This is a genomic window from Bartonella raoultii (assembly GCF_019659805.1).
Lineage (GTDB): Bacteria > Pseudomonadota > Alphaproteobacteria > Rhizobiales > Rhizobiaceae > Bartonella > Bartonella raoultii.
The window spans coordinates 83749-98477 of the sequence record NZ_JAIFRO010000001.1; the positions used below are offsets into that span (position 1 = coordinate 83749).

A 14729-nucleotide genomic window follows, 5' to 3' on the forward strand; every position below is an offset into this window, starting at 1 on the left:
ATGTTATTTAAACGGAAAATTAATTTTTACCTAATCTTTATACATCTTGCAATGCACAAAAAAATAATTAACACCCAAACCTCAGAAAATCCGAAACAGGACTTTACCTCTTAAGAGAATATACCTATACTTCCAACCTTAAGCAAAATATTCAAAACAATATACACAACATTTGTTGTGGTTGTGCTTTGCATGTAGCATGAATCATTATAGCTTTCAGATAATAAATTGTGGGTGCACACTATGACACAAATACCCCCATCTCACACTCCTTGGAATGTAAGTAAACCTACAGCCCTTTTAGTATTAGCTGATGGAACAGTTATTGAAGGAAAAGGAGCAGGTGCCACAGGTATTGCTGAAGCTGAAATATGTTTCAATACTGCCATAACAGGCTATGAAGAAATCCTCACAGATCCATCCTATACGCAACAAATTATTAATTTTACATTTCCTCATATAGGAAATGTCGGCGCAAATAGCGAAGATATTGAAGATCTTACGCCTCTCAATTGTCATGGTGCAGTTGGTGCTATTTTTAAAGCAGATATTACCCATCCTTCTAACTACCGCGCCCATGAAAATCTTCACCAATGGCTCAAAGCACGTAAAATTATTGCGCTTTGTGGAGTTGATACACGCGCACTCACCATTCTTATCCGTGAAAAAGGTGCACAAAATGCTATCATCGTGCACGATCCTCAAGGAAATTTTGATATCCCTTCCTTAAAGCAGCGTGCAGCAAAATGGTCTGGTCTTATTAATCTTGACCTTACAAAAAACGTGACATCTCAATCATTAAGGCAATGGAACGAAAAACCATGGGTATGGAATAAAGGATATAGTACAAATAATGTGCACAATCTTCATATTATTGCGATTGACTATGGCATTAAGCGTAATATTCTTCGTCTTTTAGCAACACAAGGGGCACGTATTACTGTCGTTCCTGCACATACAAGTGCAGAAGAAATTCTAGCGATGAACCCTGATGGTATTTTTCTTTCCAACGGACCAGGTGATCCAGCTGCAACAGCACAATACGCTATTCCAACAATCAAAGCATTGATTGATTATAATCTGCCCCTTTTTGGTATATGCCTAGGTCATCAACTTCTTGCTCTCACGGTAGGTGCAAAAACAATAAAAATGCACCAAGGGCATCACGGTGCCAACCATCCTGTTAAAGATCTTAACACTGGAAAAGTCGAAATTGTCTCCATGAATCATGGTTTTGCGGTAGATGCAGCCTCTTTACCAAAGCATGTTCAAGCAACACATATTTCTCTCTTTGATGGCTCAAACTGTGGTCTTCGAATTATTGGAAAACCAGTTTTTTCTGTTCAATACCACCCTGAAGCTTCTCCTGGCCCTCAAGACAGTCACTATCTTTTTCAATATTTCTACAATCTCATAATGGATTATAAAAAAATAGCTTAATGGAAGTGTTTTATTTTTAGATTTCTCTCTTTTACTTTATGCTTTTTCTACACACAGTCATGTTTCTCTTTAAGAGAACAAAAAGTAAAATTTTAAAATTTATAATTTTTTGTCTTTTAACGATAAATATATAAATGGACATCGTTATGATACTTTTAATTCTTAATATTGCAGCTGTTTTTATATAGAGACAAATGCATAAAAGCAATTTATACCCTTCAATCGCTTCATATCCCCTCTTCTGCCTATAAAAAGCTTAGCGTATCCGTAAGAAAAAAATTACCGCTGTAATAACAAGAACAAAAAAACTTCCCAAAAAAGGAGCACCAGAAAAATACATAACCGCATTTTTGTGTGTAAAACATTCAAAGAGAAAAGTATAAAAAATAGGTCCTAATATTAAACTCAATGAAATAACAGAGTTCATTGCTCCTTGTAATGCACCTTGTACATCCACAGGCACTTTTGCTGAAGCGATAGCACGCATAGGTGCATGAAAAAGATATTCAAACATTGTACACAAAAAGACCAAATAAAACATCCACCCTTGTGTAGCCAATGTATAACCAAGCATAGCAAGTAGGGAAAATGAAAGACCTAACATCGCAATATGGCAGTTACTCCATCGCTTAGAAAAATAAGGTAAAATAAGAGCAACCACAATAATTTGTCCTATACCGAAAATACTATAGGACAAACCAATAGAGAATGTATTCCAATCATAGCGTTCTTTAGCAATGAATGCCCAAATACTCAGCCATACAGATTCTGCAAACCAATAAAGAAAAAAAACCAACAATACCCAAAGAACTGTTGGATATTGCTTCAGTTGTAAAAAAGCACCTAAAGGATTTGCACGCTTAATATCAAAAGTGCGCCGATTACATATAGAAAGAGTTTCAGGAAGCATAATCCATGCAAAAATAAAATTAATCAATGAAAAACCAACAGCAAAATAAAACGGAACACGTGAACCAAATTGACCTAAAAAACCGCCGAGAAGCGAACCTAAAATAGCGCCCAATCCAGATGAAAGTCCTAACAAACCAAAATTACGTGTACGGGTCTTATGATTAGATATATCAGCAAGATATGCCATACAGGTTGCAAAGCTAACACCAATTATGCCCAATAAAGAATGCCCAATAAACAACATAGAATAGTTCCATGCTATAGCACATATGAAATTATCAAAAGCAAAACATATAATAGAAAGAAGCAAAATAGGGCGTCGCCCATAACGATCAGAAAGATTACCAATAATAGGAGCAAACAAAAATTGCATTGTTGAATAAACCGCAAGTAATCTTCCTCTTGCTAAAGAAGACGCACTTATATCTTTTCCAGTTAACTGAGAAAAATATTCAGGTAAAACAGGCATCACAATTGTAATAGCAATGATATCCAACAATAAAATAATAAAAATTAAAATGCATTCACGCTGAGCAAATTCTGGGTTACACTTGTAATTTCGCATAGCATAAATTATTGTAATATAAAATAATAATAAAGTAAAAACTTAAAAATGAATATAATAATCAATAATATATTATATATCAGGAAAATATCATAAATTTATTCTTTATACTCTAGAAATATAAGCATAAACAGTTTTACAAAAAATTATCATATTTCTATCTTAAAAAGATCAATTCTTCTTTATAAGAAGTAAAGTACTTTACTCTTAAATCACTATATTAAATTATAATACAATTTTTATACAAAAGGCATAAAATTGTTTCTTTCATAATGATTTTTTTCAATATTGAAATATATTATAAAAAGTGTTTTTTATTTCACAGTCTTATAAAAAAGATAGACCATCCCTCTTTTGTCTCACAATAAAAAACGTGATCAAATCTGTTGATAGAACCCTATCATATATGTTATCATTAATGCTATAACGATCTGATTAATATGAAAAAATACTACTTTCCATAGCATTTTTTCAGTACGTATTTCATTCAAAATAGCCCCTCAAATGCGAAAAATATTTCTATTAACTCTCATCATAACCTTGATAACAGAACATGAAGCTCAGGCTTCTATCACACACAAAGATATTGCAAAAAATAATATAAAAGTCCAACAGACAACAAAAATAAATCTAGATCCATATACTTTAAATAAATTAAACACCCTTCTTGAAAAACGCTCAAAATTTAACGACCGTAAAACCGAAGAAATAATTGACTTGCTTTCTGCAGCTTTTTTAGGAACACCTTATCAGGCAAATATGTTACATGGCTCAAAAAATATACCTGAAGAATTGATTATTGATTTTAGAGGTTTAGATTGCTTTACTTATCTAGACTATGTTGAAGCATTACGGAAATCAACATCCCAAACAGAATTCATAAATAACGTTGTAAAAACACGTTATGTTGACGGTATTGTGAGTTTTTTAAATCGAAAACATTTTTTTACTGACTGGGCTTATAGCAAATATAAACTTGCTACAGATATTACTGCACAAATAAGTCCTTATGCGGTAAAAACGGAAAAATATCTCAATCAAAAAGCTGACGGTAGCAACTACCTTCCCGGACTACCTGTTGTGAAGCGCACTCTAACATATATTCCAAGCAACTTTATTAATGAAAAAGTTATAAGCCATTTACGGTCTGGTGATTTCATTGGTATTTATACACAACTTGCTGGATTGGATGTAACACACGTAGGTTTTTTTATTATGACAGATAATGGTCCAATGCTGCGAAATGCTTCTTCACGAAAAGAAAACGAAAAAGTTGTTGATTCTCCTTTCATGAAATATGTTATAAAAACACCAGGAATTATTGTTTTAAGAGCTCTTCCATAACCGCATAAGGTTATGATATATTTATGGCTCTCTCCTCTCAAAGAGATTCTAAAACTATCAAGATAACTATCCCAATTTATATCAACTATACTAGTACACACTCTTTTAATAAAAGTTATCACTTCATGTATTACGCTCAACACCTTATTGAAGATAAAAAATAATCAATGCCTTATATTTATTATTGCATATAAGTTTCTCATTTTATTCTGCAGGCTTTTAAGGTTTTATGGAAGCATAATAAATATTCTATATTTCATGCTCTACGATAATTCACCATATTGTGTCTTTACTGTAGCATGCATTATTATTTTTTTATCAAAAGTCATACTCTTAAATTTCTATAATATTGCACAAATGCAAAGAAGATCTTTATCTTAAATTTATAAAAAAAGCATGGAAAAGGTATTTTAGTGCTTACTTTCTTTGTCACTTAACCTATAAATGACAATAGCTTAAAACTTAAATAGCCTGTCTACCACAACTACGTACAGATATTTATCATAGGAAAAATCATGCCAAAACGCACAGATATAAAATCTATTCTTATCATTGGAGCAGGACCGATTATCATTGGTCAGGCATGTGAATTTGACTATTCAGGCACACAAGCCTGTAAAGCATTAAGAGAAGAAGGATATCGAATTATTCTGGTCAACTCCAATCCGGCCACCATTATGACAGATCCAGATTTAGCTGACGCTACTTACATTGAACCTATTACTCCTGAAATAGTAGCACAAATTATTGCACATGAGCGTCCTGATGCTCTTTTGCCAACTATGGGAGGTCAAACAGCTCTTAATACTGCCTTATCATTAAAGCGTATGGGGATTTTAGACCGCTACCACGTTGAAATGATAGGTGCAAACGCCGATGCTATTGATAAAGCTGAGGATCGTGCCTTATTTCGCAAGGCAATGTCGAAAATTGGTTTAGAAACACCACGTTCTATGTTGGCCAATGCGACTGAACTTAAAGAGGAAAATCGTCAACGACACACAAAAATGCGCGACACACTTAAAGCAGAACTTTCTGGTACAGCGCTTGAACAGGCCTTGGAGGAACTTGAACAAAATTGGCGTCATACAGAATCTGAACGCAAACAACATTATATTGCACATGCTACTGCAAAAGCAGTTCAGGCTCTTGATATTGTTGGTCTTCCAGCGATCATTCGTCCTTCTTTTACACTTGGTGGTACTGGTGGTGGAATTGCTTATAATCGCTCTGAGTTTTATGAAATTATTGAACGAGGTCTTGAAGCTTCCCCAACAACGGAAGTTTTAATTGAAGAAAGTGTTTTGGGATGGAAAGAATATGAAATGGAGGTTGTTCGTGATAAAAACGACAACTGCATTATTGTTTGTTCCATTGAAAATATTGATCCGATGGGGATACATACCGGTGATTCGATTACTGTAGCCCCTGCCCTTACTTTAACCGATAAAGAATATCAATGTATGCGCAATGCTTCCATCGCTGTCCTGCGTGAAATTGGCGTTGAAACAGGGGGCTCCAATGTACAATTTGCTGTTAATCCTGAAAATGGCCGCCTTATTGTTATTGAAATGAATCCACGCGTTTCTCGCTCTTCAGCACTTGCCTCAAAAGCCACGGGCTTCCCCATTGCCAAAGTTGCAGCTAAATTGGCAGTTGGCTATACACTTGATGAATTACAAAATGATATTACAGGCGGTGCAACACCAGCATCATTTGAGCCTTCGATTGATTATATTGTTACTAAAATCCCTCGTTTTGCCTTTGAAAAATTTCCCGGTTCATCACCTGTCTTAACGACAGCAATGAAATCTGTAGGAGAGGTTATGGCAATCGGACGCACTTTTCAAGAATCGCTACAAAAAGCACTCCGTGGACTTGAAACAGGCCTTACCGGTTTTGATGAAATTATAATCCCTGAGCATGCAGAAGGTGATGAAAAGAATTCGATACGCTCTGCTATTGCCATACCAAGCCCAGATCGTCTGCGTTATATTGCCCAAGCAATGCGCGCTGGTTTATCTTTAAGTGAAATTCACCAAGTCAGCAAAATTGATCCATGGTTTTTAGAACAAATAGCATCCATCATTGAAATGGAAGAGCGTATCCGCATCCATGGATTGCCTCAAGATACAGACAATCTGCGTATGTTAAAAGCAATGGGCTTTTCAGATGCACGGCTAGCCACCCTTACAGGTCAAGAACCGGATGATATTGCTGCTCTGCGTAAATCCCTCAATGTTAAGCATGTTTTTAAACGCATTGATACTTGTGCAGCTGAATTTTCTTCACCTACAGCATATATGTATTCAACATATGAGGTTCCTTTTGCGGGTGTAGAACACTCCGAAGCCCAAGTCTCTCCACGTAAAAAAGTTGCAATTTTAGGCGGAGGACCAAACCGCATTGGACAGGGCATTGAATTTGATTATTGCTGCTGCCATGCTGCTTTTGCACTGCGTGATGCAGGCTTTGAAGCTATTATGATTAACTGTAACCCTGAAACAGTCTCAACAGACTATGATACCTCTGATCGTCTTTATTTTGAGTCTTTAACAGCTGAAGATGTCATCGCTATCTTAGAAACAGAACAGACAAAAGGCGAATTAGTTGGAGTAATTGTCCAATTTGGCGGACAGACACCGCTTAAACTTGCAAAAGCACTAGAAAAACATCATATCCCCATTCTTGGTACTTCACCAGATGCTATCGACTTAGCAGAAGATAGAGACCGCTTTCAGAAATTATTATTCAAACTGAACTTAACACAACCCAAAAACGGCATTGCCCACTCGGTTGAACAAGCGCATCTCATCGCCGATGAACTCGGTTTCCCATTAGTTGTACGCCCCTCATATGTTTTAGGAGGACGTGCTATGCAAATTATACGTGATAAGCGCAGCTTACAGAATTATTTACTTGAAACTGTTCCTGAACTAATATCAGAAGACATCAAGAGCCGTTATCCTAACGACAAAACAAGCCAGCTCAATATATTACTTGGTAAAAATCCACTTTTATTCGATACTTACCTTACAGAAGCCATTGAAGTTGATGTTGACTGCCTATGCGATGGAGAAGAAACATTGGTCGTTGGCATTATGGAACATATTGAAGAAGCCGGAATCCATTCTGGTGATTCAGCATGTTCTTTGCCAGTACGGACATTATCAAAAATATTGGTTCATGAATTAGAACGTCAAACCAAAGCGTTAGCACAAGCCCTTCATGTTCGTGGCCTCATGAACGTACAATACGCTGTTAAAGATGACACAATCTATGTTTTAGAGGTAAATCCGCGTGCGTCACGAACTGTACCATTTGTTGCAAAAACGATTGGCCGCCCTATTGCGAAAATAGCCACACGTATTATGACAGGAGAAACGCTTAACAGTGCCCTTAAGGCTTATGGAGGATTACCCTCTAATCCACATAAACAGTGCGTCGCTGTCAAAGAGGCTGTTTTCCCTTTTGAACGTTTTCCAGGTGTCGATACACTTCTTGGTCCTGAAATGCGCTCAACTGGTGAAGTAATGGGGCTTGATTACGAATTTGCTCTTGCTTTTGCGAAATCTCAGCTTGGTGCTGGTGTTAAGTTGCCCAAAGAAGGAACTTTATTTGTCTCTGTAAGAGATGAGGATAAGCAACGCATCTTAAATCCTGTAAAACGTTTAAGTGCGCTTGGTTTTTCTATTTTAGCGACAAGTGGAACACAAAAATTTCTTATGGAACAGAATATTGAAGCAAAAAAAATCAATAAAGTTTTAGAAGGACATCCCCACATTGAGGATGCTATTCGTAATAGACAAATTCAATTAATCTTCAATACAACCAGCACGGCCAGTGCTATCTCAGATTCAAAATCATTACGCCATGCTGCACTTATGCAAAAAGTCCCCTATTATACAACAGTAGCTGGAGCCCAATCTGTAGCAGAAGCAATTGAAGCACTCCAAAAAAAGAATCTTGAAGTACGCTCCCTGCAAAGCTACTTCACTTAAAATTTTTATGACACAAAACGCACTTTTTTATATTCTCTTACATTTTCTCAATCTTTTCTTTAATCTAAAATGCGCGATTAAGACTTGCTTTTTATCCTAAAAACTTTTATAAAGAGTACATCGAATTTTCGGTTATGTGACTTTCTTTCCTGTGCAATCTGCACTTTCAACGAAACTTCTCCCCTAATTTCGATTTAAAACAAAGCCGTATTGAGTGCTCTTGGATTCAATACACACTATTTATATATTTTAAGGAGTTTCCTATGTCTACAGGAACAGTTAAGTGGTTTAATACAACAAAAGGTTTCGGATTTATTCAACCTAGTGATGGAAGTGCAGATGTATTTGTGCATATTTCCGCTGTTGAGCGTTCTGGTTTAAGTCATCTTAACGAAGGGCAAAAAATTTCTTACGATGTTCTTCAAGATCGTCGTTCTGGAAAGTTTGCCGCTAGCAATCTTGCAGCTCTTTAACTTTTAAGTTCTGCAACATTCTCTTTAAAAAATCTTCATCGGTAAATGGTGAAGATTTTTTTGTTCTTTATAATAAGGTTATTTTTATAAAAGAAAGTCCTCTCTTTTACAATTGGCATCATTATCAAGATATTTTTATCTTAAAATTTTCTCACCTTTCCCTGATTCCATAAGCTTTTCAAACAGCTTTCTTGTAAAAGACGCAAAAGTAACCTATAGTGTCTTTATTTGAAACAGATATCCTAAGAGTTTCTCCGCAATTTTTATTGCATACAACATAATCTAGAATGTCTTTTAAAAATAACAGTCACATATTGATATCATATAAGGATAAAAATTATGGCGTTTATTGCTGACAAGCTTTCTCATATAAAACCCTCTGCCACAATTGCTGTTTCCCAAAAAGCACGTAATCTAAAAGCACTAGGTCGTGATGTTATTGCTTTAAGCGCTGGAGAACCAGACTTTGATACACCAGAAAATATCAAAAACGCTGCTATTGAAGCTATTCGACGTGGAGAAACAAACTATACCCCTATATCTGGTATTCCAGAATTACGTCAAGCAATTTCTGAAAAGTTTAAAAGAGACAATAACCTTACTTATCAACCAGAGCAAATTATCGTTGGTACTGGTGGTAAACAAATTCTCTTTAATGCATTAATGGCAACCTTGAATAAAGGAGATGAAGTCATTATTCCATCTCCTTATTGGGTCAGTTATCCAGAAATGGTTGCTCTCAACGATGGTGTTCCCATCTTTGTAGAAACCAAAGCAGAATTTTCCTATAAACTACAACCACAAGATCTAGAAGCTGCCATTACCCCAAAAACAAAATGGTTCATTTTTAACTCTCCTTCAAATCCATCAGGTGCTGCTTATACCTATGATGAATTAAAAAAACTAACGGATGTTTTAGTAAAATATCCTCATGTTTATATTCTTACCGATGATATATACGAACATCTTACATATGAAGGTTTTACTTTTGTCACTCCAGCACAAGTGGAGCCAAAACTTTACGATCGTACACTCACAATGAACGGTGTTTCTAAAGCCTATGCCATGACAGGTTGGAGAATTGGCTATGCGGGTGGGCCACAAGAATTAATTAAAGCAATGGATGTTATTCAAGGCCAACAAACATCTGGAACAAGTTCTATTTCACAATGGGCTGCTGTTGAAGCACTTAATGGACCACAAGATTTTATCGCACAAAATAAACGTATTTTTCAAACGCGTCGTAATCTCGTCATTTCCATGCTAAACCAAGCTTCTGGAATTCATTGTCCCACACCGGAAGGTGCTTTTTATGTTTATCCTTCCTGTGCAGAACTCATTGGAAAAAAAACACCGAGCGGTCAAGTCATCAAAAATGATGAAGACTTCGTAATAGCCCTGTTGGAAGCAGAATCTATCGCTGTAGTGCATGGCTCTGCTTTTGGACTCGGACCAGCTTTCCGTATTTCTTATGCAACATCAGAAAAACTATTAGAAGAAGCTTGCTTACGTATCCAACGCTTTTGTAATCATTTACTTTAAAATTCTAAACCACCATTTTCTGCTACAGTTTTATAATCCAGTATCATAAAATCTAGAATTTTTTAGAAACTGAATAACAGAGAAATAAATAAATTCTACAGAAAATATATCTTAACAAAACCACAAGAGATATATGCCACAAACGGAATGAAAAATTGTAATGTTCGTAAAAAAAAACATATCTTATTATTTGAAAATAATAAGATATGCAGAGAATACATCTTTACCCTTTTCCAATTACTAAAAATTAGAGTATTTGCTGTTTGTACTCTAAAATTAAAAAAGAATTCTTTTCACTTGAAAGATATCTATTAAAAGACAAGCCTATTAAATTTCTTTACATTCTATGATGAGCATAACCGCTACTATATACGTACCAAATCCCATTTTAATTTAAAAATTTAAATTGGAACTCTAAAAAATCTAGTACATATACAAATATTCTCGCATGCAAATATTGTTTCTTTCATCCATAGCTACAATCATTCTAGTAAACTCTCCATATTTTTTAATCTACTCCAGATCATACATAAAATCGATAAACATTTCTTCAGAAAGTTTTTGCCATTTTTTCTTAATTTTCCCCCAAAATCTTGATTATAAAAAATAAAAAAAGCCGGACAATTTATGTCCGGCAAATTTGGAAAATTACCAGAGATAAAATCAATCTGGCAAATCTTCGTAAGGGAACACTCAAGAAAATGCAATGGGAGGCAACATAATCAAGAGATAGCTAATTTATGTCATGTTATCACAAGAAGTACAATAAAGACTTATGCGTATCAGCTATGCAATAACACATAGCTCTTAAAGACCACTTTATTAAAAAGACCACTGACGTGCTTTTAAAAAAATATAATCTCGAAAAGCATTAAGCTTTGCTAAATTTTTTAAAGCATAAGGATAACAAAAAAAGGTATCAAAAGAGGGAATGTCCGCCATATCAGGAAAAAGGCGCACAAGACGCTCATCATTATTGACAATATAATCAGGAAGTACAGCAATACCAAGATCACTCATCAACGCATTCTTAATTGAAATAATATTGTTTATTCGTAATACTGAAGTGCGTAAAGAACCATTATTTCTACCCGCTTTTTCTAACCAATTTAGACTAGACAAATAATGTGGAACAGGCTCACCAAATGAAATAATACGATGCGCATCCAGTTCAGATAATTTTTCTGGTTTTCCATGATTTGCAATATAGTTTTCAGAAGCATAAACATGCATATGAATTGTAAATAATTTTCTTTGTATAAGGTCAGGCTGCTGGGGTTGGTGGAGACGAACAGCACAATCAGCATGACGCATTGTCAAATCCAGTTCTTCATCAGAAAGCAAAAGTTGAATTCGCATATCAGGATAAAGACTTAAAAATTCTGGCATACGCTCTGCAATCCATCCTGCGCCCATCCCAAAAGTTGACGTAACACGCAAGTGTCCCGTCGGTTTTTCACAACTTTCACGCAATTGCGAGTGTACATTTTCAAGCTTCATCAAAACATCATGTGTTGTACGATAAAGGATTTCTCCCTGTTCTGTTAAAATCAAACCACGTGCATGACGCTGGAACAGAGACACACCAACCTCTTGCTCTAAAGCTGAAACCTGTCGTGAAATTGCTGATTGAGATAAATGCAGTCTTTGAGCAGCATGCGTAAAAGAACCCGCTTCTGCTGCTTCATGAAACACCCTTAACTTATCCCAATCTAACGGTAACGTCACAATAAATTTTACCTCTCATTTCTTTATATTTTCAAATAGGGTATTATTTTTACATCTATAGATGCATATCCAAAAACCGTTCTGCCTCTAATGCCGCCATACATCCCATTCCTGCTGCTGTTACAGCTTGGCGGAATGCATTATCTGTTACATCGCCTGCAGCAAAAACACCAGCAGTACTTGTTGCCGTTGAATCTGGAGCTGTCCATAAATAACCACCTGGTTTTTGCTTAAGTTGTCCTTCAAATAAGGAAACTGCAGGATCATGTCCAATAGCAATAAATATTCCTTCTGCCTCCACTGTAATTTCTTGATCGGTTTTTACATTTTTAAGACGCGCTCCTGTTACTATAGCTCCTCTTGAATCCTGTGCGGATAGCCCAACAATTTCTTCCACCACATGATTCCACATAACATGTACATTATCGCAAGCAAGTAATCTATCTTGCAAAATTTTTTCTGCTCGAAAATGTCCTCGCCGATGAACCACATACACTCTCTTTGCCAAATGTGATAAATAAAGGGCTTCTTCAACGGCTGTATTCCCTCCTCCCACAACAATCACATCCTTATCACGATAAAAGAATCCATCACACGTAGCACAAGCGGAAACACCACCTCCCATAAACTTCTGTTCACTTTCCAAACCAAGCCATCGCGCCTGTGCTCCCGTTGCAATAATCAGTGCGTCACACAAATATTGTTCTCCCGAATCCCCATGTAAAAGAAAAGGACGCTTGGATAAATCGGCTTTTATAATACTATCATAGACAATTTTTGTGCCCATATTTTCCGCTTGTTTTGCCATCTGTTCCATCAACCACGGTCCTTGAATAGGATCAACAAAACCTGGATAATTTTCAATATCAGTTGTAATCGTTAACTGTCCGCCTTGCTGCAATCCAGTAACTAAAACCGGCTTGAGCATTGCTCTGGATGCATAGATTGCCGCTGTATAACCAGCAGGACCAGAGCCAATAATAAGCAAGCGAATATGCGATTGTACCATAAAATCCCCTTCACTTTTTATTCTTTAATTATTTTACAAGTTATAATGAAATACAGCCTTAAAAAAAACATTTTTCAACAGCCTAAATTATGGTGTATACATACTTTTTCTTAAACTTTATGAAAAGGCTTAATAGCCAATTCATCACAACATGCTTAATATAGGAATTAACCTCTAGCCCATAAAGAGAGAAGCGTAAATTCTCATGAGCGTAAAATTGTAATAAAACGATATATAGAGATAGGGACCAGCCATTTTTCAATTTATTATCAATGTCTGTGCGCGTTTTGCATTAATCATGGGAGGAGCGATGCTTTTGCCGATTTTTGTGGATTTGCATGATAGCAACCATAATTGGATAAGCTTTCTCTATTCTTGCGCCATAACCACTGTATTAGCAACGCTAATTCTTTTAGCAACTAAAGGTGCTACTTGCCGCTTTTCAGCACGATTGGGTTTTATGCTCACTGTTTGTCTTTGGCTTACAGGAAGCATTGTAGGTGCCTTACCTCTTTATCTGTCTCCTCTCCCAATTTCTTTAGCAGGAGCAATTTTTGAATCTGTTTCTGGAATTACAACCACAGGCTCGACAGTCATCACAGGCCTTGATCATTTATCACGCAGTCTCTTATTATGGCGCTCTCTCATATGCTGGATTGGAGGCATTGGCTTTATTGGTTTGGCCCTCTTGCTTTTGCCGTCACTACGTGTTGGTGGAGTCCGGCTTTTTCATATGGAATCCTCGGATAAATCTGAAAAAATACTCCCCCGTATTAATCAAATTGCTAATGGAATTATCATAGCATATGTTGGATTAACACTTGCTTGTATGCTCTCCTATTTTGCTTCTGGTATGACCTTATTTGATGCTATAAACCACGCAATGAGTACAATAGCAACAGCTGGATTTTCAACCCATGATGCCTCTTTTGGTTATTTTTCTGATAAACCAGCTATTTTAATTATTTCAACAATCTTTATGCTGCTCTCCGCACTGCCCTTCGTGCTTTATGTTAAATTAGTTCTTCCCGGCCAATCTAAGCGATTTATTGATCCACAAGTCATTGTTTTTCTCAACATTGTTTTCATCTTTAGTTTTACTTTAGCAGCGTGGTTACATTTTCATGACCATCGCGCCTTCTATGAAATTTTTCTCGATGTCATTTTTCACCTTTCATCGATCATTAGCACCACTGGTTATAGCGCTGAAGATTATCAACTTTGGGGACCTTTAGCACTTGGGATCTTTTTTATTATTTCCTTTACAGGTGGATGTGCTGGTTCTACCTCTGGTGGCATGAAAATTAATCGCCTCATTATCCTTTGGCGTATTACACAAACAAATATAGAAAAACTTCTTTTTCCTAATGTCGTTGTAAAAGCGTATTACGACCATTCCAATATATCAAATGATATTGCTAAATCCGTTTTGTTTTTTGTCTGTCTTTATATGTTTTGCCTTATTCTTGGAACGGCACTCTTGCTCTCAACAGGTCTTGATTTTACTTCTGCCTTTACAGGTGTCTTAACCGCCCTTTCCAATGTTGGTCCAGGTTTTGGCGATATTATTGGTCCTTCTGGCAATTTTTCCACAATCAATGACAATGCTTTATGGGTCCTGAGTTTTCTCATGCTAGCAGGACGTCTTGAAATTATAACAATATTCGTGCTCTTTATCCCTGCTTTTTGGCGTGAAGAATTTTAATATAGTGCAT

General features: G+C 36.1%; 9 protein-coding genes. 6 read left to right on the top strand and 3 right to left on the bottom strand.

What is annotated here, in order from left to right:
- Positions 1 to 243 precede the first annotated feature (243 nt).
- Positions 244 to 1440 carry a glutamine-hydrolyzing carbamoyl-phosphate synthase small subunit gene (gene carA / locus K3248_RS00350; RefSeq protein ID WP_220716395.1) on the top strand — a complete coding sequence of 399 codons (1197 nt, stop codon included), beginning with the start codon at positions 244 to 246 and terminating at the stop codon, positions 1438 to 1440.
- A gap of 256 nt (positions 1441 to 1696) precedes the next feature.
- Here the strand turns inward: carA and K3248_RS00355 are convergent, their stop codons facing one another.
- Positions 1697 to 2917, bottom strand: a complete 1221-nt coding sequence (locus K3248_RS00355; protein WP_220716396.1) for an MFS transporter — start codon at positions 2915 to 2917, stop codon at positions 1697 to 1699.
- A gap of 504 nt (positions 2918 to 3421) precedes the next feature.
- Between K3248_RS00355 and K3248_RS00360 the strand changes: the two genes are divergently transcribed.
- From K3248_RS00360 to K3248_RS00375, 4 genes are all read left to right on the top strand, one after another.
- Positions 3422 to 4261 carry a DUF1460 domain-containing protein gene (locus K3248_RS00360; RefSeq protein WP_220716397.1) on the top strand — a complete coding sequence of 280 codons (840 nt, stop codon included), beginning with the start codon at positions 3422 to 3424 and terminating at the stop codon, positions 4259 to 4261.
- Between the two features lie 515 nt (positions 4262 to 4776).
- Complete coding sequence (gene carB / locus K3248_RS00365) at positions 4777 to 8262, top strand: carbamoyl-phosphate synthase large subunit (protein WP_220716398.1); 3486 nt, start codon at positions 4777 to 4779, stop codon at positions 8260 to 8262.
- 263 nt (positions 8263 to 8525) lie between these two features.
- Positions 8526 to 8735 carry a cold-shock protein gene (locus K3248_RS00370; RefSeq protein ID WP_220716399.1) on the top strand — a complete coding sequence of 70 codons (210 nt, stop codon included), beginning with the start codon at positions 8526 to 8528 and terminating at the stop codon, positions 8733 to 8735.
- A gap of 339 nt (positions 8736 to 9074) precedes the next feature.
- Positions 9075 to 10277 (top strand): pyridoxal phosphate-dependent aminotransferase, encoded by a 1203-nt coding sequence (locus tag K3248_RS00375; protein ID WP_220716400.1) that lies wholly within the window; start codon positions 9075 to 9077, stop codon positions 10275 to 10277.
- A gap of 822 nt (positions 10278 to 11099) precedes the next feature.
- Here the strand turns inward: K3248_RS00375 and K3248_RS00380 are convergent.
- Together K3248_RS00380 and trxB are read right to left on the bottom strand one after the other, a co-directional pair.
- On the bottom strand, positions 11100 to 12005 hold the full coding sequence (locus K3248_RS00380) for a LysR family transcriptional regulator (protein ID WP_220716401.1): 906 nt from the start codon (positions 12003 to 12005) through the stop codon (positions 11100 to 11102).
- 55 nt (positions 12006 to 12060) lie between these two features.
- Positions 12061 to 13014, bottom strand: coding sequence for a thioredoxin-disulfide reductase (trxB, locus tag K3248_RS00385; protein WP_220716402.1), 954 nt, complete (start codon positions 13012 to 13014; stop codon positions 12061 to 12063).
- Between the two features lie 310 nt (positions 13015 to 13324).
- On the opposite strand from trxB, the gene K3248_RS00390 reads away from it, so the two are divergent.
- Positions 13325 to 14719: a TrkH family potassium uptake protein gene (locus K3248_RS00390; RefSeq protein ID WP_220716403.1), complete on the top strand. Its 1395-nt coding sequence runs from the start codon at positions 13325 to 13327 to the stop codon at positions 14717 to 14719.
- Positions 14720 to 14729 lie beyond the last annotated feature (10 nt).

Bases quoted from the DNA above. Each gene is read 5' to 3' on its own strand.
- carA (WP_220716395.1), top strand. From the start codon at position 244: ATGACACAAATACCCCCATCTCACACTCCTTGGAATGTAAGTAAACCT.
- K3248_RS00355 (WP_220716396.1), bottom strand. From the start codon at position 2,917: ATGCGAAATTACAAGTGTAACCCAGAATTTGCTCAGCGTGAATGCATT.
- K3248_RS00360 (WP_220716397.1), top strand. From the start codon at position 3,422: ATGCGAAAAATATTTCTATTAACTCTCATCATAACCTTGATAACAGAA.
- carB (WP_220716398.1), top strand. From the start codon at position 4,777: ATGCCAAAACGCACAGATATAAAATCTATTCTTATCATTGGAGCAGGA.
- K3248_RS00370 (WP_220716399.1), top strand. From the start codon at position 8,526: ATGTCTACAGGAACAGTTAAGTGGTTTAATACAACAAAAGGTTTCGGA.
- K3248_RS00375 (WP_220716400.1), top strand. From the start codon at position 9,075: ATGGCGTTTATTGCTGACAAGCTTTCTCATATAAAACCCTCTGCCACA.
- trxB (WP_220716402.1), bottom strand. From the start codon at position 13,014: ATGGTACAATCGCATATTCGCTTGCTTATTATTGGCTCTGGTCCTGCT.
- K3248_RS00390 (WP_220716403.1), top strand. From the start codon at position 13,325: ATGCTTTTGCCGATTTTTGTGGATTTGCATGATAGCAACCATAATTGG.